The sequence below is a fragment of the Brevibacillus sp. HB2.2 genome (assembly GCF_013284275.1).
Classification (GTDB): Bacteria; Bacillota; Bacilli; order Brevibacillales; family Brevibacillaceae; genus Brevibacillus; species Brevibacillus brevis_D.
The window spans coordinates 106995-130671 of sequence record NZ_JABSUV010000013.1; the positions used below are offsets into that span (position 1 = coordinate 106995).

The following is a 23677-nucleotide window of genomic DNA, read 5'->3' on the forward strand; positions in this document are numbered from 1 at the left end:
CTCCAGTATGTCACAGGTTCTTTTTTTTGCCAATGAAAGCCAGCGACTGTAAAAAGAAATGGCTAAAGATCCAGACATGATCTGTGATCTCTAGCCATTTCTTTTTAATAGATCGTCAAATCCCACTCACTTGCCATATGCTTGAGCAGTGCTACCCCTGCTACGCTGTTTCCGTACGGGTCAATTGCAGGGCCATACACACCAATTCCGCAGCCGCCAGCAAAAGGCAGCTCCACGGAACGCCCACGCGGTGGTATGGCAGCCATAATGCCTCCTGACACGCCACTTTTCGCTGGTACCCCCACAAAAGCGGCAAAATTGCCGGAAGCATTGTACATGCCGCATGTAACCATCAGTGCTTTGGTTACACGAGCCAGTTCTTTGCCGAAAAGCTGTTCCTTGCCTATCGGATCATAGCCATCATAGGCCAGGATCAAGCCGATTTTTGCAATGTCCTCCGCCGTTACCTCTAGAGAGCATTGCCGAATGTACACATCCAAAGCATCCTCTACCGGACAACCCAAAAAGCCAGTAGCTGCAAGATAGTAGGCGAGGGAACGATTGCGGTTGGCCGTTTGCCACTCGGAGTGATACACTTCCTCGTTGATCGGATGCTTGCGTCCTGTCATGCGCTCGACCATGTTTTGGAAGGAACGAAATTTCTCCTGGACTCCGTTCCCCTGCAACAAGGAAGAAACCGTAATGGCTCCAGCATTGATCATCGGATTAAACGGCCTGCCCGGCTTGTGCATTTCCAGCCGAACCATCGAATCAAATGCGTCTCCCGTGGGCTCTACATCCACCTGCTCCAATACATTCGCAATCCCGTGGTGCGTGCATGCTGCGAGAAAGCTAATGACTTTGGATATGCTTTGCAGGGTGAAAGGAGCATCGTAGTTGCCTGCCCTGCTGATTTGTCCATCTGGCCCCATCACACAGATCCCTAGCTGTGTTGGGTCAGCCTCTTTCAAAGCAGGGATATAAGCAGCACATTTTCCTTTGCTGGACTCCCCACGATATTGCTCGATCCATTGTTCCAAGCAGTCTGTTTCGCTTGTTCTTGTTTGCTGCGCCACTTGACTAACCAACTTCCTTTTCACCATCGATTTACGCTTTTTGAGGCGGTTGAACATCGTCGGGAATGAGCGAGAAATATTCTTCCCCTTCCAAACGTTCCTGCAATTCGGCTTTTGCCTGTTCGATCAGCGCCGGGTTTTCCATCGCCTCGATCGCTGTAGCAGCGATAACTTTACCTGCTTGCAGCATCCCTTTGTGTGCGATTGGCATGGCCCCTTGCGAGACGACCTGCCACGTATGGAAAGGCGTTCCCAGTGCCCAGCACGTCGTCATGCACTGCATCGTCGGAACCTGCCAACTAACATCTCCTACATCCGTAGACCCGGCAAGCGTAAACTCGTACGTTGACAGTGGCCCGATCACATCCGCAATTGCTTTGTCCTTCAGTTGCTTCGCCGTTTCCCGATCTAACCCGAACAACGAAGCTCTCATATCCTCAGCTGTTAACGTTGCCTGAATTTGCTTGGCATATTGTTGGTCTGCTTCATCGTACGTAGGTACGCCGACTTCAACCAGATGTTTGTGCATGAGCTTTGCTAATACCGTATTCGGCACGAGATCAGAAGCTGTCCCCTCAAACACCGCTTCCATAGTGGTTCCCGTCATCAAGGCAGCTCCCCGTGCGATGTCGTAGACTCTTTCATACAGTTCCTTCACTTGCTGCTTTTTTGGAGCGCGAATCAAGTAGACGACCTCCGCAAACGGCTGGACGACGTTTGGCGAAATTCCACCTGTATTTGTAATCGCGTAGTGAACCCGTGCTTCCGGAATCATATGCTCTCGCATGTAGTTCACGCCTACGTTCATCAGTTCCACGGCATCCAAGGCACTGCGTCCCAAATGCGGAGCGGCGGCTGCATGCGCGCTTTTTCCGTGAAACTGAAAACGAACGGAGTAATTCGCAAGCGAGCTAATGTTCATGATGCTTGGCGTTGTCGCAGGGTGCCAGGAGAGCGCAAAATCTACGTCAGTAAATACGCCGGCTCTCGCCAAATACGCTTTTCCAGAACCCGCTTCTTCTGCTGGGCACCCATAGTAGCGAACTGTACCCTGTAAGCCGGTTTGCTCCATGTAATCCTTAATACCAACCGCTGCTGCCAACGCTCCAGCCCCTAGGAGATTATGTCCGCAACCATGTCCATGACCGTCAGTGACAATCGGATCATGATTAATGGCGCCTTTTTTCTGGCTCAAGCCTGCGAGCGCATCATACTCGCCCAGAATGGCTACGACGGGCTTGCCGCTACCGAAGCTGGCAACAAAGCCAGTATTCAGTCCAGCGATTCCTTTCTCCACTTCAAAGCCCTCTGCTGCCAGCGCTTGACACAAGTACTCGGCAGAACGATGCTCCTCGAAGTAAATCTCTGGTGTTTCCCAAATTTTATCGCTAACGCGAATATACGCTTCTCTTTTATGTTCAATTAACGCTGAAATGATCTCGGTTCTGTTCATTTCATACGCTCCTTTCTCTCGATGTTCAGGCGGATGCACTGTCGGCGTTTTGCTTCAACAGCTCGCCTTTTTCATAGTTCAACGATAATAGTGCGCCAATGCAGATGACGGCGAAGCCGATCAGCATCCAGAACGCTGCATCAAATGAACCGTTAAACGCTTCTACGATAAAACCAATCGCCATCGGCGTGATAAACCCAGCTAGCTGTCCTCCTGTATTCACGATGCCCATCCCTGTTCCCGCTACGGCAGCCGGAAGATTTTTCAGGACAACAGATGGCAACAGAATGATCACAAAGGAAAGGAACAGCGACACAATTGCTTGATACGTAATAAACATCGTCACGCTCGATGCAGTAAACATGGAGTACAAGAGGACCGCCACTACCACACAGGAGAAACTACCAATAATTTTTTCGCGACCTTTAGGCAGCTTGTCCAGTACATAGCCACTCACATAAATACCCACCAAAGTAGCGAAGCCTGGGATCGTTTGCAGCCAGCCGAGTGAAATCATATCCAGTCCACGTACCTTGCTCAAGTAAGTTGGCATCCAGGTTACGAGGCCCCAGTTTACTGCATATATGCTAAAGTAAGCGATTAACAGACTCCAAAGCAGTGGTGTTTTAAACAGCATAGCCACTGAGGTTTTTGGTTGATCGGAGCCAGTTGTATTCGTTGCGGATTCTGCTTGTGGAAGTTTAATATAGCGCCAAAACAGGAAAGCAATGATGGCGCCAATAGCTCCAATGGCGAGGAACATAGTTCGCCAGCCCATGGTTTGAATCATCCAAACGGATAAAATCGGAGAGAAAAGTCCAACAATGGCACTAGAGGAGAGCATCACGGACATCGCTCGCGAGCGTTCCTTGACAGGAAAGATAGTAGCGATAATCTTCGAGCTGGCTGGTTGGAAACCACCTTCGCCAATCCCGAAGAGAAAGCGGATGAGAATCATCGAAGCCATAGACCAAGCCGCTCCGGTTAGCCCCGTAAAAATAGACCACATGACAACAGAAGCGATGAGTACTTTTCTGGCACCAAATCGGTCTGCCAGCCAACCTCCAGGCATTTGCATGAGTGCATAACCCGCAAAAAAACTACTGAGCAATAATCCCGTAGATGAAGCACTCAACTGCAAGTCTTCTGTGATCGACAAAATGGCATAGTTCATGACGTATCGATCCAGGTTCCCTAATGCCCAGCCTAAAAAGAGTAACGCTAAAATCCAGTTTCTCGTGCGTGCTGATACCATGTGTGTGGATACCTCCTTCTAGATGCATGACTAAGCTAGTCTTTCATTTTGGCGAAAGCGTATTCATCTCGTTCGATAACTGACGATTCGCGCAAATATGGTCCAGCTCTTTTATTTACCGCATATATTACGACATGTCGTAATATACACTCTACGAAATGTTGAGACTATTGGCAACGTTTTTTTTACCATTCCGTTCTTGGCAATGAAAAAAGCACCCGTAACAGGTGCTTACAAAAGTCGGTATCGTTTGACGGGTCTTCCTCGCGTTGATTGTGATTCCTCCCCTGAGCTTTCCGCCAGCTCAACGGCGCACAAATCCGCGACGATTCGCTGTGCATTTCGCTCGCTCATTTGTAAATATTTTGCTAGGTCCTTTGTCGTGAAATCGGTCCAACCCATTTTTTGCAGCAAGGCATCGAGCTTTTTATAGCTTTTGACGCTGATGTTCCCCTTTTTCAGCTTTTCCAAAACCTCATCATCGTCAGCACGATACGAGTAGACGAGCTCCTCTTCCTGACCGACCCACTCTACAATCGTTCCGTCATCCTGAATCATGACAATATCACGCGCTGCTTTTTCCTTCGATTGGCGCAATGCACGGTGGGCATTCATCTCTGCTGCAAAAGCCGTCTCTCCAAAACCGATTCCGACAGCGACCGTCGTATCTGCTTCCTTCGCCAAAAACTCCACTGTGTTTTGCAAGGTAGGAATCTCTCTGTGAATTGTTCCGCGCGTACTGTAGATAACGTATCGGCCATTCCCCTGCTCCAGAAGTGATCCATCCACCTGCTCGCACAGCTTGATCAAGGCTTGCTTAATACGCAGCTCCAAATATTGCAAATGATACGGGGTCTTTGCACTTTCCTTGATTCTGTCAAATTGCTCGACCTCAATCATCTCGATCCCGATTTGTGTATCCTTGAAATACGATGTCCGCACTTTCTCCACAAACACGCGTACCGTTTGCTGGATCTCCATATGGCTGGGCGAGATCCAATAAGCTGGGATACCAGCTTCTACGAGCGCTTGATAGACGGTCGGATAACAGGTCATGGCAGCGTCTGTCTTTTTCTCATTCCATAGCGCAAGATGAAAATCGAGCAGCTCCTGCGGATTGATCGTAGCTTCGAACGTCTTCATATACATATCGCTCACAGAGATGTTGATACTGTGGAGAGAATCTTCCATGAATTTTGTGGATAAAAGCATATCGATACTGACGCGATCGATTAATTTCCGATGGGTGTAGACCATTTCCAAAAAGCCTTTATAGATGCTAGACTCCGTCGGGTAAATATGTTCCATCCGCTTGTCGTCATCTAATGCTTGCTTGGCAATCAAGTACGGAATCGGTCCGGAAAAAAGCCAATGATCCACGTACTGGTCATTTTCCAAGACGATTTTTTCTGTCTCTTTTGTCTCTGTATACGGATACGGAACAAAATTCATTCCTTCCTCGAATTCCTTTGCAACCGCAAGAATCCTTTCTACCGATTGCTTGGGACCAACCACGCCGATTTTAAACATCCATCTATCAACCTCTGCGTTTCTATTTAGACGAGCCTTTGCTTACGACCATTCTATACAGATTCACACAAACAAATCCACCCTTCTCCAAACAATTGGGAAGGGATGACGTTGGTGAAAAGCGAATAACTCCGGATTCCCTACTGAAAGGAGTCGTAGCATGAATTTTAATCTGGATGAAGCGATTGAGGTTCTAGCGCGTACGCCACAAGCGTTGGAATCCTTGTTATCGGGTTTATCGGATGGGTGGTTGCTGCACAACGAAGGCGACGACACCTGGCATGCCACCGACGTGATCGAACACCTTATTGAAGCTGAGAAGACGAATTGGATCCCACGTCTGGAAATCATTCTGCAAGAGGGAGAGAGTAAACCGTTTCCTCCCTTTGATCGGTACGCTCACTTACAGGACAACTCGGTGAGACCGTTCGAACAAAAGCTGCTGGACTTCAAAACGCTTCGAGCCCAAAACATAGCCAAGCTGCGAGCGCTCGTGGAACCGGAGAAGCATCTGGAATTAACCGGACTCCATCCTGCTTTTGGCGTCGTAAAAGTACGGGAGTTGCTCTCTACGTGGGTCGTTCACGATTTAACGCATACGGCGCAAATCGTACGGGTCATGGCAAAAAGGTACACGGCTGATGTAGGGCCATGGAGCGAATATTTAGGTATTCTGAACAAATAATTGAACAGGCAAGGGTAGCTCTGAACCGAAGTGTACGTCATCGCTACCCCTGCCTGTCTTTTTACGGCAAAAACAACTGTGGAACCGTATAGAGTGCAGGGGAACCACCCGTATGCAGGAACAATACATGATCACTCTTGTTAAAATGCCCTTCGCGGATCAAGCCAATCAACCCTGCCATCGCCTTTCCGGTATAGACAGGATCCAGCAAAACTCCCTCTGTCCGAGCAACCAGCTGAACGGCCTCGATCATGCCATCCGTCGGAATTGCATAGCCTGGCCCGACAAACCTGTCGTCGCAAAGCACAGCTTCTGCTCCTATGTCCCCTTTCAAACCGATCAGTGCAGCTGTACTGTGCAGTAACCCCATCACCTTGGCTTCTTGTGCAGCCCGATCGCGGCTGACATTGATCCCGATTACTTTTGTGTTAGACTGACGCGCCATAAATCCTGCAAGTAAGCCTGCTTGGGTACCGCCGCTTCCCGTTGCCGTCACGACATAATCGTACGGAGTCATCGTTTCCCAAGCCTGCTGCTCGATTTCTTCCGCACACGCCATGTACCCCAAGGACCCGACTTCGTTGGAGCCCCCTACAGGGATCAGATATGGTTTTCTGCCTTGTTTTCGCAGACTTTCAGCGAGCTCTTCCATAGCTGCAAGCAAATCTGCCTCTGCGGGAATGACCTCGATTTTTTCTGCTCCGAGCAAGTGAAACAACAGATGATTGCCACTCGCTTGCGGTTGGTAGTCCCCCGTCTCAGGCGCGGACAGCACGAGCTGGCAGTGCAGACCTTCGCGAACTGCCGCCGCAAGTGTCAACCGGCAGTGATTGGATTGGACAGCTCCGCATGTAATCAACGTATCTGCCCCTTGCTCGATTGCCTCCGCCACCAAATACTCCAGCTTTCGCGTCTTGTTTCCACCTGCTGTCAAGCCAAGCATGTCGTCTCGCTTGATAGAAATACTCGGTCCGCCTAACTCTTTGGATAATCGCTCCAGCCTTTCGATTGGTGTATGACCCTGCGTGTATTTTCTGCGATCGCAACGGATTTTGTTCATGCTTTTCTTCCCTTCTTCTATCGTATCTTGGAATTAGCCCTGCCAACTTCCTTTGCAAAAATCGTAGTTTTCACAATTGACCTTCCGCCTTTCATTCTATACCATTATTTGGTACACACAACATTACGAACAGAGAGGTAAGAAAACACGAATGAATGTCCAAGTAGAAGAAACTGTAAAGAAGCCAAACGGATTGGGCGGCTGGTTAATCTGGCCGACCATTATGGTCGTTCTCAGCCCATTTTCCGTGCTTGCATCCATTATCGGCATTTTTCAAGATCATGCTGAAGCAATGGAAGGACTCCAACCGTTTATGGAGCAGAGTCTGTTGTTCACTTTGTATTACTATGGCAACATTTTGTTAGAGATAGGCTTGCTCGCATTTTCACTGACCCTTCTCGTTTTTTATTTCCAGAAAAAGAAACGTGCTCCCCATTTATTTGTTGGCCTGATTCTTTTTTATCTCATCTTGAACATGATCGATTTGTTGGCTTGGGCGAGCTTTGATAGTCTTTTCGGAGACACAAGTCAGCTTGTCAAGCAATCGGGACTAAGATTGCTCCAGACTGGCATTACCGCAATGATCTGGATTCCCTATTTCCGCTTGTCCCTACGAGTAAAGAATACATTTGTGAATGAATGAGAGTCCAGCGCTTCCCTCAATCGGTCCCGATGCACCCATAACGGCTTACGCAGTCCCGCCTTCTTCACGATGCCTTCTACAGTTAGCTCATGGATCGTCTCTGTTACGGTTTCACGAATACACCCCATCATTGTCGCCAGCTCCTGATGCGTCAGGTTCACTGCCAGCTCGATCCATTCTGGTGCGTCAGCCTGGCGCTCTCCTCCGTATTTCTCGCACAGCCTGCCGAGCAAATATACGAGACGCTGTCGCACACTTCCATACGCCATGAGCTCCATCATTTCTTCTACCTCTTGCAAGCGATTCGAGACAATCTCGATAAAATGCAAGGCAAGCCTCGGCTTCTCTAGCATGAGCTCTTCAAATTGTGCTTTATCAATCGAACAAATCACCGAATCTTCCCACGCTTCGGCGTACATATTGGTTGAACTAATCGTAAACGTGCCGATCTCGCCAAACACATGGCCCGTGCCGAGCAAATCAATCGTTAGCTCTTTGCCGTCAGCCGAAAGCTTGTATAGGCGAACCTTCCCAGCCTTGATCAAAAACAGCCTTTTTAGCTCCAGATGAGGGGAGGAAATTATCGTTCCTTTTTTGACCACTTCCATAGGAGTCGCCGGTTCCAATTGGGCTAGCTCTGCTTCACTTAACGACTGAAACAAATTGATGCGGGATAAAAATTTCTCCTTTTCGATCACCCTGTACTTCCTCCTGCTCACTGTAGGCTGGACTACATATTCTATGGATCACTCCCATTATACTCCTCGTTAAGCAATGGATTTCGAATGAACAAAGGAGTGTAAATCGTTGAACACATTCATCATGATTCTTTCACTGATTTTGGCTTTGATGTTTTCCATCTCTGTGTTAATGAAATTTTTACGCACAAACTCTATGCTTCAGCACTGGAAGGAATATGGGTACCCCCTTTGGTTTATGGACGTGATTGCCTCACTTGAGCTGGTCGGAGTTATCGGCGTAATTAGCTCCTTTTGGATTCCTGGAGTCTTAACATTCGCTTGTATCCTGTTCGCCATCCTCATGCTCGGTGCTATCCATGCCCATCTTTTTCGGGCAAAGCATAAACCCGTCATGGCGATAAATGCGGTATTTATGTTTATTTGTTCGTTGCTTCTCCTTTGGCTTTAATCGTTTCCGAGCGCTTTCCAGTACGTCTTTTGTCCGTTACTGATCAAGCTTGCCTGTTTCGGAACTTGCTTCATCACCAGGAAAAGATTCAGCATATCGACCGATGAGGCGATTGCGTTTATCAAAATCATAAATTTTAATACAGTAGTGAACAGCCCCAAAAAACCTAGAAGAAAAGGCAACATAACCGAAATGAGAATGAATGGAGCGACGGTAATCAGGATGTATCTTGCTTTTGGAATCTTTTCTTCTGTTGCTACAAACCCGCCAAACAACGTTAGCCCCATCCATGTTTTTTCTGATCTCAAGAAATTCGGGATAAAAATCAAATGCAAGCATTCATGAATAATGACCAAAGCGAGTAGAGAGAATATCACGCTGAAGTCAATGGATATGGATAGCGAGTTAGATGTCAGCCCCAAGTCCTGCAAGGTTATTGGCGAAAAAATATGGATGATCCCAAAGGCGATGAGGGCATTGATTAGCATGAAAGGAATCGATAAAAGCGTTGCCATACCCAAGCTCTGTGGTTCTTTTAGTGGAACCCATTCATTTCTCAACAACTCAACATGTACATTTTCATGATACTGTGGCAATTTGGTTGTGATTCTCATAAAAAACCTCCCCTTTCTAGTAAGACGTTCACCCTATGTAATCAGTTTCTTTAATGGGGAGATAAATAAAAAAAGCTATCTCCTGAGCTTGCCTGGAGACTAGCCTTTTTTCATAATCATTTATACTTGGTTAAGCAAAAACTGTTTGCCATATTCCCCGTGATCCAGAATCGTCGGGTGCTCGATTTGAATCGTCGAATGGTCAATTCCGTACTTCGTTTGCAAAATGTGATTAATGGCCAAAATGACACAATACGGCTGGATGCCTTCACGAACGAACACATGCGCTGTCAGGGAGTAATGTTCCGTGGATACCGCCCACAGATGCAGCTCATGAACATCCTCCACACCCTCTACTTCACTAAGGTCCTGACGGATTTGATCGAGATCAAATTGCTCTGGAACAGATTCCATCAACACGAGCAGCGACTCGCGAATGATTTTGGCACCACCTGTAAAAATAATGCCCCCAATCACCAAGCTAATCAACGGGTCAAACAAGTAGTAGCCGGTGGTGTAAATGAGAATCGCCGACGTAATCACACCGACAGAGCTGAGCAAATCCCCAATAAAGTGCCATAACGCGCTTTTTACATTGAGGTTGTCTTCTTCCTTCATACTGCGGGAAAGTACGATGGTCAACACGATGTTTACAACCAAACCGATGGATGCAATGGTCAGCATCAACTGCAAATCAACGTCTTGCGGATTGATCATCCGCTTGATCCCTTCAATCACGATCCCAATCGAAATTACGGCAAGAGCCAAGCCATTCAAGAACGAAGCAATAATTTCAAAACGGAGAAATCCGAACGTGTACTTCTTCGTCGGCTTACGTGTCGCCATATAAATAGCGGTCATACTCAACCCTAATGCAACGACGTCAGAAATCATATGGGCGGAGTCAGACAGGAGCGCGAGTGAATTGGACATCAAGCCCCCCACAACCTCCACGATCGTAAAAAACAACGTCAATAGGAGCGTAATCCACAGTGTTTTCTTCGATGTTTGCTGTTCTTTCACATGATCAAGATGGTGAAAATCACCCTTTTTCATACCTATCACCTCTGTCCATTTCATTTATAAAAATTACAATATAAGAATGAATGTAATCATATCCTCTTTTCCGCTAATATTCAAATGAACATTTTATGGATCATACAAGTGATTTTCATTACCAGTCATGTGGTACCAAGACAAAAAAAGCCTCATCCAAAAGGATTAGGCTGATCATTCCTGATTGTGATTCCCTTCCAAAACTCGTCGGATATTGCCCTTGTACTGGGTGAGCAAGCGGCTTGCGTCCTCTGCTTGCAGCCCTGTTTTTTGCATGACGATTGCCAGTTTTGCGTCACCATCTGCCTTGTGCAATAACACGTCAGCCTCATCAGTGGAGACGTTGGTTGCTTCTGCGACGATTTGTTTTGCCCGTTCCTTCAGTTTCTCATTGGTTACCTGCACATTGACCATCAAATTTTTGTACACTTTCCCCAACCGTACCATGCATCCGGTCGTAATCATATTGAGAACCATCTTCTGGGCCGTCGCTGCTTTTAAGCGAGTCGATCCGGTCACTACCTCTGGTCCTACTACCACATTAATCGCCACATCCACACCTTGGCTGATCTGCGCCACCTGGTTGCAGGACACCGAGATGATTTTTGCCTGCTGCCTTCTTGCTTCCGCCAATGCTCCGATGACATAGGGTGTCCGGCCACTCGCTGCAATTCCCACCACGGCATCCCCTGCCTTAACGCCATAGGCAATTACATCTTCCCTGCCATTCTGCTCCACGTCTTCGGCTCCTTCGACTGCCTTGACGATCGCTTTTTCTCCGCCAGCTATGACTCCCTGCACCAATGAGGGGTCCGTCCCAAAGGTCGGGGGGCATTCAGCAGCATCGAGCAAGCCCAATCTCCCACTCGTTCCCGCTCCAAAATAAAAGAGTCTTCCGCCGTTTTCCAGACATTCTGCGATCAAATCAACGGCCGCTGCAATCGAAGCCAGCTCCTTTTCAACGGCAAACGCAACTGTTTTATCCTCTTCATTCATAATCTGGACAATTTCCATCGTAGAGAATTTATCCAGCTCTTCCGTATTCCGATTCCTTGTTTCTGTCGTTAAATCACGCAGGTGAAACTTCATCCAGTTACCTCCCACCCATCTACACTCATCTTCTCTTTCTACCCCACCCCATGCTGCTTTTTCTCCGATGGAAACAGGCTGACCGGAAGATGTCCAGCGGCCTTTTGTTCGCCGAACAAAATGTCTGCCACAAGCTCTATGGCTTGGTACGTATGGTCGTAAACGGCGAGATACGCATCCACCTCTGGCATTACCAAGAGATCATACGGGTTTCGCAGGGCGACAGCCACGACCTTTTTCCCCTGTTGAATGAGCCGATTCACCAGCAGCGATTGGCCTTTAAAGATATGGGCATTGTACGTAAAAACGACGATTTGCTCCGGGGCTGACATCACATGCGCCGCCATCTCCACTTCATCCTCTGTCGGGTTGAGCGTCGACATCATATAGTATTCAACTTCACGGTATTTTCTCAATGGTTCGACCAGATCGCCAGAAGCTGCTTGCCCATCCTCTGCCAAAGTAAGGTTGGCAAGCCCCGGAAAAATGACACCGAGTGGTTGCGTGCTTCTCTGTAAAGGAAGTAGCTGATGTTGATTTTTTACCAAGGTTATGGCTTGGGCGAGTGCACTTTTCGCCATGTCTGCATGCTGGACACGGTCAAAGGAAGGGCCTTTTGCTCGCAAGCACTGTTCCCAGGAAAGAAATCGTTTCTTTAATTGAAGAACGCGATTTACAGCTTCGTTGACCCGCTCCTCCGACAGCTCCCCCGAATGAATGGCTGCAACAAGTCGATCGTACGTCTTTTCCTGAACTTCATGCGTGTGGGAAACCAGCACCAGATCGATCCCAGCCTGCACACAACGCACCGCCGCTTCTGCAACCCCGATGGTACCCGCAATGGCAGCCATCTCCATGCAATCCGTAATCGCGACCCCATCAAAGCCGAGTGACTCACGCAATATTCCCGTTACGATCTCCTTGGAATACGTAGCAGGAACGCCCGACTCATCCATACTGGGCAAACTGATATGTCCAACCATCACCATGGGGACTCCTGCCGCAATGCAGCGCTGGAATGGAACCAACTCGACCTGATCCAATCGCGTCCGATCATGCCCAAGCACAGGAACGGCTTCATGAGAATCGATGCTCGTATCACCATGACCAGGGAAGTGCTTGATAGCGGGAATGACACCACTCGCAAGCAAGCCTTGAATGGCGGCCTCCCCAAACCGCGCTACCTGCTCTGGTGCTTCTCCAAAAGACCGCACCCCAATGACAGGATTGTCCGGATTGTTGTTCACATCGACTGTCGGGGCGAAATTGACTGAAATCCCTGCTGCACGTAGCTCCTCACCTGTTGCCTCGTAGATGCGCTTGGCTTGATCGAGATTGCCTGTGGCCCCCAAAGCCATCGCTCCAGGGAAGCGCGTCGCCCCTTTTTGCAGACGGGAAACCACGCCATTTTCCTGATCAGTCCCGACCAACAGCGGATAGGGATGCCAAGACTCATACGCCCAGCTCTGGAGCTTCTGTACGCGTTGATAAGTCTCCTCCGGTGTCCCGATGTTGCGGCTAAAAAGAATCACGCTGCCAATCTGTTTTTGTTTGATCCACACTTCCATTTCTTTGGGAATATCCAGCGTAGGGTAACCGATCATCAGCAGTTGCCCAACCTTCTGTTCCACCGTCATATGTTCGGCTTGCATGGAATCCTCCTCCCTACTGACCCACTCTTGTTAAGAGAATGTTTTACCGTACTTCGCATACTGCTTCCAGCTGCGATACCCGAGCCTCGCATAGAAGTCGACCAGCGTCGTCCAATCGATGACAATGTTTGAGATACCGCGATTTCGCAAAGCCACAATGCCTGCCTCCACAATCGCCAGTCCCAGGCCCCGTCCTCTGTACTCCGCATCCACGCCCAACGGACCGATGCCGCCCAGCCCATCTGCAAACAAAGGAGCCCAGTATACGTTTTGGGCAATAAAAGGGGAATTGGCATCATTGATCCGGCAAAAACCGACGATCTCACCGTGCAGCTCCACCACGACAAATTCGCGTCCGGTTCCTCCCCGCTGAAAATAGTGAATGGCTTCATATTCCCAGCGTCCGGGAAAGCATCGATGCAAGAAGGCCAAAAAGGCATCTTCGTCCTCCCTTGTCAACAGTCGAAAGCGGCCATCTGGTACCTCTGGCAACTCCAGCTCTGCTGATTCGGGATATCGGCCTAACAGATCGTTCTCCAACCGATCCTCCGAATGATACCCTTGTCGCTCAAACCACGCTTTTACGTCCGCAGATTCATCGGGTATACCCGGGAAGTAATGATACGGATCGCGCCCCAGCAAGACCTTTTCCACCCCTTGCTCTCGCAACGCATTTTCTGCTCTTGCCAGCAATTCACGTCCGACCCCTTGCCCGCGATGTGCTGTAGACACGAGCAAGACCTGTACCCAGCCAATGCCTTTCCCCAACTGAATGTCGAGCCTTTCCTGCCAGCATTTGGCCACGACAAAACCAACGGGACGCTGCGTCACAGCATCTACCGCAATCCACGACCCGGCTTTGACTACATTCTGATCCTCGAAGCTATTTTGCCGCATGAGCTCCGTCCGCATGGGAAAGCGATCACCCAACTCCTGATTCCACAGCTCGCACAGAGCGTCCGCATATTGATCGTCCCAAGGTACGTATTGCATCGGATGCTTGCCTCCCTTACTACGCCCTATTTCAATCCAGAAGTTTTGGAGCCTTCCACAAAATATTTCTCCGCAAACAAAAACACGATCAAAATCGGGATCAAGCTGATCAAGGCCCCTGCTACCAGCAGTTGATCCTCTGTCTTGTACTGACCGCTCAAAGACAAAATCCCGATCGGCAGCGTAAAGTTCTCGTCCGAAATGAGATAAATGACTGGCGCCAAAATCTCATTCCACTTCCCCATAAACGTAAAGACTGCCAGTGTTGCCAAGGAAGGCTTGCACATCGGCAAAAACACCCGCCAGTAAATCTGGAACGGATTGCAGCCATCCAGCTTTGCCGCTTCCTCGTAATCCTTCGGGATATTTAAAAATGCTTGCCTCATTAAAAAAATGGCAAACGGCTGTCCGAGCCACTCCAAAATCCAAAGCGGGGCCAACGTGTCGAGCAGTCCCAAATTTTTAAAGATAATAAACTGCGGGACTATCGTGACGATCCCCGGGATCATCATTGTTCCCAGCACAATCATGAACAGCGTGTCGCGGAAAGGAAAACGCAGCCTGGCAAAAGCAAAGGCAATCATCGAGCTGGACAATAAAGCCCCGATAACAGAAAGAATCGCAACAATCAGACTGTTGATCGTATAGCTGCTAAAATTCGCCTGTTCCCACACGGTTGTATAATTGCTCCACTGTGTTGGATTGGGCAGCCATTCTGGCGGAAATTGCATGTACTGCTTGTAGGTTTTCAGCGAGTTAAACACAGTCGTCAAAAACGGTACCAGCATAATCAACGCACTCGCTATGACAAACAGGTATCCGGCGATTTTATTGAGTGGAAAACGCTTTTGCATGGCTACCTCCTTGCCTCTTAATCATAATGAACCCATTTCTTTTGCAGCTTGAATTGGATGAGCGTAATGGCAAGCAGGATAAGGAACAACACCCACGCTATAGCAGAGGCGTAGCCCATTTTGAAAAAGCTGAATGCTTGACGGAACATGAATAGCATCAGGACGAGGCTGGCGTTATTCGCACCACCTGTCGAGCCTGCCTCTGTAGAGCCACCCGTCATAACAAAAATCTGCTCGAAGTTTTGGAAGGAGTAAATCGTATTCAAGATGACCACCAGAAACGTCGTGCCGGAAATCATCGGGACTGTCACCCGCCAAAACTTTTGCCAAGCGTTCGCTCCATCAATCGAGGCTGCCTCGTACATGTCAGAAGAAATTCCTTGCAGCCCAGCCAGAAAAATAATCATCATGTAACCGACCGATTTCCAGATGGCGATGAGAACCAAGACCGGGATGACCCAGAATTCATCAATCAGCCAGTTTTGCGGGGCGATGCCCAGTTTGGTTAGAAAAGCATTGGCAAAACCGATCCGCTGGTTAAATACCGCATCCGCTACATACGCGATCACTGTCCATGAGGAGATCACCGGCAAAAAGTGAACCATCCTGAAAAATTTCAGGCCCTTCAGCTTTTGATTCAGGGCTACCGCTAACAGCAACGCCAAAAACGTTTTGGCCGGAACGTACAGGATCGTAAAATAGACCGTATTCCATAACGAGCGATAAAACAGCGGGTCTTCAAACAGCTTTGCGTAGTTGTCCAAGCCCGTCCATTTGGGCGGATTTAAAATATCGTAATCCGAAAAGCTAAAGTACAATGACGCGACCGATGTTCCCACGACGAATACGAGAAAGTGGATGAGATAAGGGGAGACCAGGAGTAGTCCCCATCTCCCCTCGCTATCCAACCATTTTCTCTTTTTCACAGCAGGATTCGCCTGTTGCTTGGTTTGCAGCTCTAGCATGGTTGGCACACATCCTCACTGATAGATGACTACTGCTTCTTGAAGAAATCATCCAGAACTTTTTGAATGCCTTGGTCTGTTTTCGTAATGAAGTCGTCCGTTCCGTATTTATCCATGAACAGCTCCGCCAGATTATCCGTGAACACCTTCACCCACTCGGTAAAGACAGCGTTGGTATCAATCGTGCCTGCGAACTCCAAGGTATCGAGGAACACTTTTTTGTTTTCCGGCTTCGTGGCTGGGTTTAGGAACATTTCGGAATTCGCCACTGATTTTTTCACTGGAATAGCTTCGCCTACTTCTGTCCACTCTTTTTGCGCTTCATCAGATGTCGTCCAGTAGGTAATCCATTCTTTAGCGGCCTTGACCTTCTCTTCCTCTGCTTTTTTGTTGATGACCCATGAGTTGGCGATGACGGGTGCGAAGCGTTTGCCGTCCGGCCCTTTTGGCATAGGAGCGACATCGTAATTCAACCCTGCACCATTCATCGAGGTTGTTGCTGCGTAAATATCGATTTGCATCGCTACAGCCCCGCTCAAAAACGCTTTGAAGTTGCTTTGGAACGCCTTTAGATCAGCCGGATTCGGGAATAGCTTGCGCTGCATGCCGTCGACCATCCACTCGACCGCTTTTTTGTTCTCCGGGCTGTTGATAATCGATTTTTTCAACGTCGGGTCCAATACCCCGCCACCATACGCTTTCAAGATGTTAAACGCCCCGCGTGAGCTACCGAAAAACGCGAAGCCGTACTGCTTCACTGATTTTTTGTCAAAAGCAGGATCATCTGCATTTTTCCCGTTGGCATCGAGGGTCAGCTTGACGGAAGCCGCCTTTAAATCATCCCAGGTCCAGTCAGCCGTAGGGTATGGTACGCCCGCTTTGTCGAACAAATCCTTGTTGTAGAAAAGCGCTCCGACTTGAATGCCCTGTGGTACTCCCCAATACTTCCCGTCAGAGTCTTTGTTGAACTCCAGACCGTTGAGCTCCTCTTTGCTGATTTCTTTCGTGACGTAGTCGGTGATGTCGAGAATCGCGCCACGTTGGGCGTAGCCAAATACTTTTGTCCCGTCGCTCTGCCAAAGATCAGGTGCATTCCCAGCCGCGATCTGAGTCGTCAGCTTTTGATAGAAGTCATCATAAGGTGCTGTCATTGTTTTGATTTTGATGTTCGGATGTGACTGTTCGAATTTTGCGATAATTTCTTCCATCTTTTTCTTCGTGGGCGGATCAGAGTTGTAGCCCATATACAATTCGACTTTGTCCCCCTGCTGTGTGGAGGACTGGCTGCTACATCCGGAAATAAGCAATGCCGCGGTTAAGCCAATCAAACCGAGTACTGAGAGAAACCTTCTCTTTTTCATGGAAAACCTCCCCAATTGCAATAAATGAAAACTTGCATAGCTAACGATATTTCCAAACGCCTCACGTACTTCTAGCTACATGTGGATACTTTGAAGGTAATGGACTCTTTACTAACTGATAGGATAAAAGGATAAAGGCAGGAGTTTGTGTAGTCTAAGGAGGAAGTGGGAATCAGAATGGCGCGGAACAGCTCCTTCGTTTTGTTCAGAACGCTTGATATTGTGCAACGATTCGCGGATGCGCAGCAACCCGCCATTCAACACGATATCACCCCTTTAGTTCACAGGATTATTAAGCGCTTACATTATGGTGAGACGTGGTAATGGATTACATATTTTGTATTATAGACGCTTGAAATAAAATATCAAGATGAATTGTCAGATTTGAAATAAAATTTCAAAACTATTTTTCGACACTTTCTCTCTTATGTTCGATCCATTATAATTTTTCACAATTTTTACAGTTACTTATGGAGATGTCTTTCCGTATTAATCCATGTACACCTAATTTACAAATAATGGAGCTGATTGAGAATGTCCAAGCGTAAGGCACTAGCATTCACACTGATGACTGCTTTGCTTTTGTCGAACTCTGCCGTTTTGACAACCGAAGCTGCCGCAAAAGCATCCTCCACCGAAGAAGAGGTCATTAGCAAAAAATTGACAGCAGAAAACCTGGATGACAATGCAAAAGCAACACTAGAACTGGTCAAAGAAGTCATGCCTGATATGGAGAAGTATGACATTATCCACGTGAGAGTCTATGAAAATTTAAAAACCAGAAACGGTGATAGAATCGACCAGTTAGAAGTGGAACTGATGGGTACCCCTGAAGGTGAGAAGCCTCATCACGCACTTGTCAGAATGAACGCAAAAACAGGAGAACTCATTGGCGCCGAAATAGCCAACGGTTTGCTTAAATCGGAAGCGAAATTGAACAAGGAAGAAGCCACCAAGAAGGGTTTCGAGTACCTGAAACATTTTTTTGGGGAGAAAGCAGACAAGTATGGGGTATCTGATGTTCGCAACTATGTTTTCGGAGATGGAGCAAAACAAATTCTCGTGATTTACACCGCACCAGACCATGACATTTACGTGACAATGGATAGCGAAGGTGAGCTTAAGGCTGCCAAAAAAGATATGCTTATCGAAGAATAAAAGGGGTTGCTTCGAATGTTCAAACACCAAGTACTACCCTTTGCCCTGATAGCGGCACTCCTTTTGCCAAACACACCTATTCTGACCAACGAAGCCGCAGCAGCCTCTTCCCACAAAGAGAAAGCAACTGTAACTGCGACCAAGTTAGAAGAGCTTTCCATAAACGATCTGAATCAAAAAGCAAAAGCGACTCTGAATCACGTCAAAGAAGCCATCCCTGACCTGAAGAACTATCACATCACCTCCATCGTAAAAGAGAAAGTTGCCGCCACTTCTGGTCCGATCGAACGTCTGGAAGTGATCTTGTCGAGCAAACCAGACGGTACTACCCCAGACTTCGGAGTTGTCCATGTAAACGCAAGTACAGGAGAGCTGATCAGCGTAGACATTCAAAACGGACTCCCCTCTTCGAAAGAGGCTTTAGGTGATGAGGAAGCGATCAAAAAAGGCAAGGAGCACCTCAAGCTTTTGTTTGGAAAGCAAGCAGAAAAATACAAGTTCTCACAGATCAGCTCCTCTACTGTCCAGGATAACAAGACACAGGTTCTTGTCATTTACACTTCCCCGGATCATACCATCAACGTGACCATGGATCGTGCCGGAAAATTAAAGGCTGTCAAAAAAGACATTTATCCCAAAGCAGCGGGCAAAAACAAAAAACAAAAAACTTTTGCCCAATGAAAAAGAGACGGTTCTGCCGTCTCTTTTTTGATGCTACCGAACCAACCTTACAACCCTGTAATATTTCGTAAGGTAAATCAATTTCCCATTTCTCTCTTATCGATTAAAATTCTCCTGTTACATGTAAAGGGGGATCTCCAAAATGAATGGCATGGAAATCAACATTCACTATTTCCGCTTGATTAATGACTTGGGGAAAGAGTATCCGGCTCTCAATCCCGTGTCTTTTTACGTAGCGGAATATACGGTGTTTATTCTGGCGTTAAGCGCTTTGGTGTATTGGTTTACGAGAAAACATGAGAATCGCCTCATGGTCGTTTGTGCGACATTTACGTTTGTCATCGCTGAGCTATTCGGGAAAGTAGCTGGAAGCCTTCATGCGAATAATCAGCCATTCGCAGAGCTTGCGAATGTCAATCAATTGGTACAAAAAGCTGTCGACAATTCATTTCCCAGCGACCATACGATCTTGTTTTTTTCCTTTTGCATGACCTACTGGCTTTTTAGAAAGACGACGGGGCCACTCTGGATGCTGCTTGCTGTTTGTGTCGGGCTTTCTCGCATTTTGGTAGGCGTTCATTATCCGGCAGATGTCATTGTGGGTGCCTTGATCAGCATTGGGTCTGCCTTAGCGGTCTATATAATCGTGCCGAGATTGAGTTTTGTCCATACTCTACTGGCTTTCTATGAAAAGGGAGAGCAAGCGATCTTGCCTACCAAATCGAAGACGAGAGACTTTTAATTCACCGCTACGTCCCTGTAATCGTTCCACCATTGACATGCAATACCTGGCCCGTGACATATCCCGAATCATCCGAGGCCAGGTAGACATAGGTCGGAGCCAGCTCAAACGGCTGTCCTGCGCGACGCATCGGCGTGTCGACACCCAAAGTCGTGATGTATTCTGCCGAATAGCTGGATACTTGCAGCGGAGTCCAGATTGGTCCAGGAGCAACTGCATTCACCCTGATGCCTTGCTTGACCAATTGAAGGGACAAGGAGCGGGTAAAGGAGACGATGGCCCCTTTGGTTGCTGAATAATCAACCAATTGCGGATGACCCGCATAGGCAGTAACCGAAGCCGTACTAATGATGGAACTGCCTGGCTGCAAATGCGGCAACGCCTCTTGTGTGATGTAAAATAAGGGGAAAAGGTTGGTGCGAAACGTGTCTTCCAGTTGCTCGCGACTTATCTGGAGGATGCTTTCTTGTGGAAACTGTACGCCTTGATTCAAAACAAGCACATCCACTTTGCCAAAACAGGCAACCGTTTGGCGTACGACCTCCCGACACCAAGTCTCGTCGCGCAAGTCTCCCGGCAGCAGCAAACATTGCCCTCCGTAATACTCAACGACTTGCTTAGTCTCCTCGGCGTCGATGTGCTCATCCAAATAAGGAATCGCTACAGCTGCCCCCTCCTTCGCAAAAGCAACCGCTACGGCCCGGCCGATCCCGCTATCTCCACCCGTTATAATGGCTACCTTTCCCCGAAGCTTGCCACTTCCGATATAGTCAGGATTATCGAAAATCGGTCGCGGGACCATCAAGTATTCCATCCCCGGTTGTCGATCCTGATGCTGAGGCGGAAACGTAAGGGGAGTCTCTTCGCAAGTAGTTTTGTAACTGTAGTATGGGTATCTCGGATACATGGAAAATACCTCCTGTACGGTTTCAGTCGATATCGCCATGATATTCGCCTACCCTCCTTGATGTGCGCCGTGTACGCCATCAAGGGCACAACATGGAAGGAAAATGGCATGTATGTATGACATGACCTTTTCCCGAGATGGAAGCTACCATTTATGAGACAATCATCTTAATGAACTGAAGAATAAGAGGAACACCTTGTACAGGAATGTCACTCAGAATCAAAACTCCCGGCTGGACAACATACAAATTGGAAGGTTGTAGCATTCCATTGATGAATAGATTCACAACCGAAACTTCATTCGGATCCAGAATCCCGGAAGTACTGAATGGCATGACAGCATCACTGTTGGTATACACATTTTTGACTCCATCTGATATTGCTGTATACTGATAGGTTTCTGTTCGTATGATACCAGGCGTACATGGACATGGGGGACAGGGAGGACACGTGGGGGAGGGCTTTACTGGAAAAATCCCGGGACAACCTAATGGCTGGACGATTTGCAGACACTGTCTCCTCACGGTGTATGACTGTGTGACATAGCGCCTCATGAAATCACTCGTCCTTTCTCGAAGTGCTTCGACCGTTCACTCCGATTTACACATAGAGTGAACCCCAGGCACATTCCATCCACCTGGGGCCACCAATCTATTCACCTTAGTTAACGACAAATTCTACAACTACAGGTGTACCACCGTTTTCGGCATTTCCATCTGGAATCGTGATCGCTGTCGTTGTGATTGTGGAAGTATTACCTGCCTGAAGCACACCGTTGACGTAGAGATTATAAAAAGCAAACGTACTAGGAAATGCTGTCGCAGCAGCGCCAGCGTCAGTGGTAAATGCAGTTGCCGCAATGGCAAACGCTGCACCAGTACCAGTTCCAGCACCCATGGTGGACGTAAATCTCAATGAGGTTAGATACGGTTTAACAATCGGCACATTGAACACCTCCTCCTCTAATTAATCCCTACTAGTAAATGATTAGTTTCATCTGATTGAAACCGACAAATGACAGTAGAAACACGCACATTTCCCCTTAAAAGAATATAATTGGAAAACGAAATCACCCTCCCACTTTTACCAGTAGGAGGGCTACATGATTTCTAAGCTTGAAACAGTACTCGCAACTGCTCTTTTTCTGCGTCACTCAATACGTATTCTGCCATCGGGAAGAGCACACTCTCTTCTTTAAAGAAATGTTCCATGAGGATTTCTATTGACTTCAGCAAATGAGTGTGGACCGCTTCTATTTCAACTGGTTCAGACTTTTCCTTTTCTACGATTCGCATGAACGACATCAGGCTTTCATGAATAAGATCATGCTCTTCCTCCATGACAGCAATCGGTCCCATCTCCCGTTCGATATAGTTAGCCATCAGGGGATACAGGTCTTCCTCCTCGCGTCTGGAGTGTTTCTCCAGTTCTGCCCGAAACGAGGACGCCAGCTCATGGAGCTCTGTTAAGCCTTTTTTTCGTTTCGTAGGTTCGGCAGTAGCTTTCAGGTTATTTGCCAGATGAACGAGCTCATTCATCTGCTCAGCTAATGCTAGGTGCTCGTCTTTCAGTTTTTCCAGGGCTGGACAGAGCTTCCTTCTCCCTTCAAACTCCTGCATCATCCCCATACATCCTATAGGCGGTGGTCCCATTACAATCCCTCCATCTACTAGTGGGAGTTAGTTACCAAAAGAAATGCGATACGCTAGCTGTCCCCGATTGTCCCTAGCAACCATTCGAATACAGTCATCCTCTTGCGAAAAAACAACCGGTCCATTCTGGAGGGGAATCGCAACAAACTGGCAAGGATTAAAATAGAGTCGCAGATGCTCCTCATCCTCCGTGATCTCCCATTTTGCCAGCTGCCTTTCTAAGAGAGCCGGACTGTGTGGTTCAGCATTATCCGCCAAATCTTGAATGAGTATCCCCATTTTTTTATCCACCAAGGCAGGCAGCTCCTGGTGAAGCTCGGCAATCGTTTGCTTACTCGGATTCATGACAACTGATCACACTCCCTTTCCCAGATTATTTTCTTTGTTCTCTTCGATTTCGCTGGTCTTTTCTCAATACCATCCATGCCAGTGGGAACAACACTACCGTTGCACCGCTGAGCAAGAGTACCTCCATATAGCGCTGTGCAAAATACATGTTGACTGTGTACTGCGTGCAAACAATGCTGGCGAATAAGATCAATGCTAATAGGATGACACCTCTATAGCTGCTCTTCATATTTCTTCACCCCTACAGCGTATACGGCTCCATCTTTCTCTTTCAGCAAAATTTCCGGAAGTGGTCTTCTTGGGGGACCAGCGAGCGGATTACCTGTGGCAATATCAAATTTCCCATGATGGCAAGGACATAGCAGCTCTTTCTCATCCCGGTCCCAAAATACCGGACAACGCAGGTGGGTACATGCATTTTGATACGCCTTGTATTCCTTTTCCTTCACATAAACGAACAACGCGCTGTCATGCTCTCCTGGATAAGCAAACTCAATCGCATCTCCGGGCTTTATATCGCTGAGATTCGCGATTTTTTGTGTGGGATACGACTTGCTGGATGAACTCATCAGCTCCTTGGCAGCTAATGCTCCCCATGGCAGAGTAGATGCCGCGAAAAGACCGGCCGCTCCTACCATTGTTTTCATAAAACTCCGTCGATCCAGACTACGCTCATTGGAACGATTGATGTTATGCGTGTAATTGTCATCCTTCAACGGAATGGGGCGGGTTTTCTCGTTCTCCATAAGGTATAT

27 protein-coding genes are annotated in these 23677 nt (G+C 47.8%); 6 read left to right on the plus strand and 21 right to left on the minus strand.

Going from position 1 to position 23677, the window contains the following annotated elements; genetic code table 11:
• Positions 1-104: 104 nt before the first annotated feature.
• From HP401_RS11910 to HP401_RS11925, 4 genes are all read right to left on the minus strand, one after another.
• Positions 105-1088 (minus strand): glutaminase, encoded by a 984-nt coding sequence (locus tag HP401_RS11910; protein ID WP_375140433.1) that lies wholly within the window; start codon positions 1086-1088, stop codon positions 105-107.
• A gap of 19 nt (positions 1089-1107) precedes the next feature.
• Entirely contained in the window at positions 1108-2529 is a 1422-nt protein-coding gene (locus HP401_RS11915) for a M20 family metallopeptidase (protein WP_173605139.1), read from the minus strand.
• 25 nt (positions 2530-2554) lie between these two features.
• Positions 2555-3784, minus strand: a complete 1230-nt coding sequence (locus HP401_RS11920; protein WP_173605140.1) for an MFS transporter — start codon at positions 3782-3784, stop codon at positions 2555-2557.
• Between the two features lie 231 nt (positions 3785-4015).
• On the minus strand, positions 4016-5314 hold the full coding sequence (locus tag HP401_RS11925) for a hypothetical protein (protein WP_173605141.1): 1299 nt from the start codon (positions 5312-5314) through the stop codon (positions 4016-4018).
• A gap of 160 nt (positions 5315-5474) precedes the next feature.
• Here HP401_RS11925 and HP401_RS11930 point away from each other — a divergent pair, with 160 nt between their 5' ends.
• Positions 5475-5999: a DinB family protein gene (locus HP401_RS11930; protein WP_173605142.1), complete on the plus strand. Its 525-nt coding sequence runs from the start codon at positions 5475-5477 to the stop codon at positions 5997-5999.
• Positions 6000-6060: 61 nt separating this feature from the next.
• Here the strand turns inward: HP401_RS11930 and cuyA are convergent, their stop codons facing one another.
• Complete coding sequence (cuyA, locus tag HP401_RS11935; protein ID WP_173605143.1) at positions 6061-7059, minus strand: D-cysteate sulfo-lyase; 999 nt, start codon at positions 7057-7059, stop codon at positions 6061-6063.
• A 151-nt stretch (positions 7060-7210) separates the two neighbouring features.
• Between cuyA and HP401_RS11940 the strand changes: the two genes are divergently transcribed.
• Positions 7211-7702: a DUF2569 domain-containing protein gene (locus tag HP401_RS11940; protein ID WP_173605144.1), complete on the plus strand. Its 492-nt coding sequence runs from the start codon at positions 7211-7213 to the stop codon at positions 7700-7702.
• Here HP401_RS11940 and HP401_RS11945 read toward each other — a convergent pair.
• Positions 7654-8400, minus strand: coding sequence for a Crp/Fnr family transcriptional regulator (locus HP401_RS11945; RefSeq protein ID WP_173605145.1), 747 nt, complete (start codon positions 8398-8400; stop codon positions 7654-7656). The genes HP401_RS11940 and HP401_RS11945 overlap by 49 nt on opposite strands.
• 109 nt (positions 8401-8509) lie before the next feature.
• On the opposite strand from HP401_RS11945, the gene HP401_RS11950 reads away from it, so the two are divergent.
• The gene (locus tag HP401_RS11950) at positions 8510-8851 is read left to right on the plus strand and encodes a DoxX family protein (protein ID WP_173605146.1); all 342 of its coding nucleotides are present in this window, start codon (positions 8510-8512) and stop codon (positions 8849-8851) included.
• On the opposite strand, the gene HP401_RS11955 is transcribed toward HP401_RS11950, so the two are convergent.
• The 8 genes from HP401_RS11955 to HP401_RS11990 all read right to left on the minus strand — a co-directional run bounded on the left by HP401_RS11955 (position 8848) and on the right by HP401_RS11990 (position 17435).
• Complete coding sequence (locus tag HP401_RS11955) at positions 8848-9465, minus strand: DUF3267 domain-containing protein (protein ID WP_173605147.1); 618 nt, start codon at positions 9463-9465, stop codon at positions 8848-8850. The two genes, HP401_RS11950 and HP401_RS11955, sit on opposite strands and share 4 nt — an antisense overlap.
• A 120-nt stretch (positions 9466-9585) precedes the next feature.
• A complete protein-coding gene (locus HP401_RS11960; protein ID WP_087343181.1) occupies positions 9586-10521 on the minus strand; it encodes a cation diffusion facilitator family transporter in 936 nt (311 codons plus the stop codon).
• Between the two features lie 174 nt (positions 10522-10695).
• Positions 10696-11610, minus strand: coding sequence for an N-acetylmuramic acid 6-phosphate etherase (gene murQ, locus HP401_RS11965; protein WP_173605148.1), 915 nt, complete (start codon positions 11608-11610; stop codon positions 10696-10698).
• A gap of 38 nt (positions 11611-11648) precedes the next feature.
• Entirely contained in the window at positions 11649-13262 is a 1614-nt protein-coding gene (locus HP401_RS11970; RefSeq protein WP_173605149.1) for a glycoside hydrolase family 3 protein, read from the minus strand.
• Positions 13263-13292: 30 nt separating this feature from the next.
• Positions 13293-14255: a GNAT family N-acetyltransferase gene (locus tag HP401_RS11975; protein ID WP_173605150.1), complete on the minus strand. Its 963-nt coding sequence runs from the start codon at positions 14253-14255 to the stop codon at positions 13293-13295.
• Between the two features lie 26 nt (positions 14256-14281).
• Complete coding sequence (locus HP401_RS11980) at positions 14282-15109, minus strand: carbohydrate ABC transporter permease (RefSeq protein WP_173605151.1); 828 nt, start codon at positions 15107-15109, stop codon at positions 14282-14284.
• Positions 15110-15126: 17 nt separating this feature from the next.
• Positions 15127-16074, minus strand: coding sequence for a carbohydrate ABC transporter permease (locus HP401_RS11985; protein WP_173605152.1), 948 nt, complete (start codon positions 16072-16074; stop codon positions 15127-15129).
• Between the two features lie 29 nt (positions 16075-16103).
• Positions 16104-17435, minus strand: coding sequence for an ABC transporter substrate-binding protein (locus HP401_RS11990; RefSeq protein WP_015892947.1), 1332 nt, complete (start codon positions 17433-17435; stop codon positions 16104-16106).
• Positions 17436-17969: 534 nt separating this feature from the next.
• Here HP401_RS11990 and HP401_RS11995 point away from each other — a divergent pair.
• From HP401_RS11995 to HP401_RS12005, 3 genes are all read left to right on the plus strand, one after another.
• Positions 17970-18593, plus strand: a complete 624-nt coding sequence (locus HP401_RS11995; protein ID WP_173605153.1) for a hypothetical protein — start codon at positions 17970-17972, stop codon at positions 18591-18593.
• A 15-nt stretch (positions 18594-18608) separates the two neighbouring features.
• Positions 18609-19274 (plus strand): hypothetical protein, encoded by a 666-nt coding sequence (locus HP401_RS12000; protein WP_173605154.1) that lies wholly within the window; start codon positions 18609-18611, stop codon positions 19272-19274.
• Between the two features lie 142 nt (positions 19275-19416).
• A complete protein-coding gene (locus tag HP401_RS12005) occupies positions 19417-20016 on the plus strand; it encodes an undecaprenyl-diphosphatase (RefSeq protein ID WP_173605155.1) in 600 nt (199 codons plus the stop codon).
• A 7-nt stretch (positions 20017-20023) separates the two neighbouring features.
• Here HP401_RS12005 and HP401_RS12010 read toward each other — a convergent pair whose 3' ends face one another.
• The 7 genes from HP401_RS12010 to HP401_RS12040 all read right to left on the minus strand — a co-directional run bounded on the left by HP401_RS12010 (position 20024) and on the right by HP401_RS12040 (position 23668).
• Positions 20024-20923: an SDR family oxidoreductase gene (locus HP401_RS12010; RefSeq protein ID WP_173605156.1), complete on the minus strand. Its 900-nt coding sequence runs from the start codon at positions 20921-20923 to the stop codon at positions 20024-20026.
• Positions 20924-21074: 151 nt separating this feature from the next.
• A complete protein-coding gene (locus tag HP401_RS30165) occupies positions 21075-21476 on the minus strand; it encodes a DUF4183 domain-containing protein (protein WP_064201427.1) in 402 nt (133 codons plus the stop codon).
• Positions 21477-21582: 106 nt separating this feature from the next.
• Positions 21583-21867 (minus strand): DUF4183 domain-containing protein, encoded by a 285-nt coding sequence (locus HP401_RS12020; RefSeq protein WP_173605157.1) that lies wholly within the window; start codon positions 21865-21867, stop codon positions 21583-21585.
• Positions 21868-22031: 164 nt separating this feature from the next.
• On the minus strand, positions 22032-22544 hold the full coding sequence (locus tag HP401_RS12025; RefSeq protein WP_041749606.1) for a hemerythrin domain-containing protein: 513 nt from the start codon (positions 22542-22544) through the stop codon (positions 22032-22034).
• 57 nt (positions 22545-22601) lie between these two features.
• Positions 22602-22919 (minus strand): hypothetical protein, encoded by a 318-nt coding sequence (locus tag HP401_RS12030; protein WP_173605158.1) that lies wholly within the window; start codon positions 22917-22919, stop codon positions 22602-22604.
• A gap of 28 nt (positions 22920-22947) precedes the next feature.
• The gene (locus HP401_RS12035) at positions 22948-23151 is read right to left on the minus strand and encodes a hypothetical protein (RefSeq protein WP_173605159.1); all 204 of its coding nucleotides are present in this window, start codon (positions 23149-23151) and stop codon (positions 22948-22950) included.
• Positions 23135-23668 carry a Rieske (2Fe-2S) protein gene (locus tag HP401_RS12040; protein WP_173605160.1) on the minus strand — a complete coding sequence of 178 codons (534 nt, stop codon included), beginning with the start codon at positions 23666-23668 and terminating at the stop codon, positions 23135-23137. The genes HP401_RS12035 and HP401_RS12040 overlap by 17 nt, the downstream gene beginning before the upstream one ends.
• Positions 23669-23677: the final 9 nt, after the last annotated feature.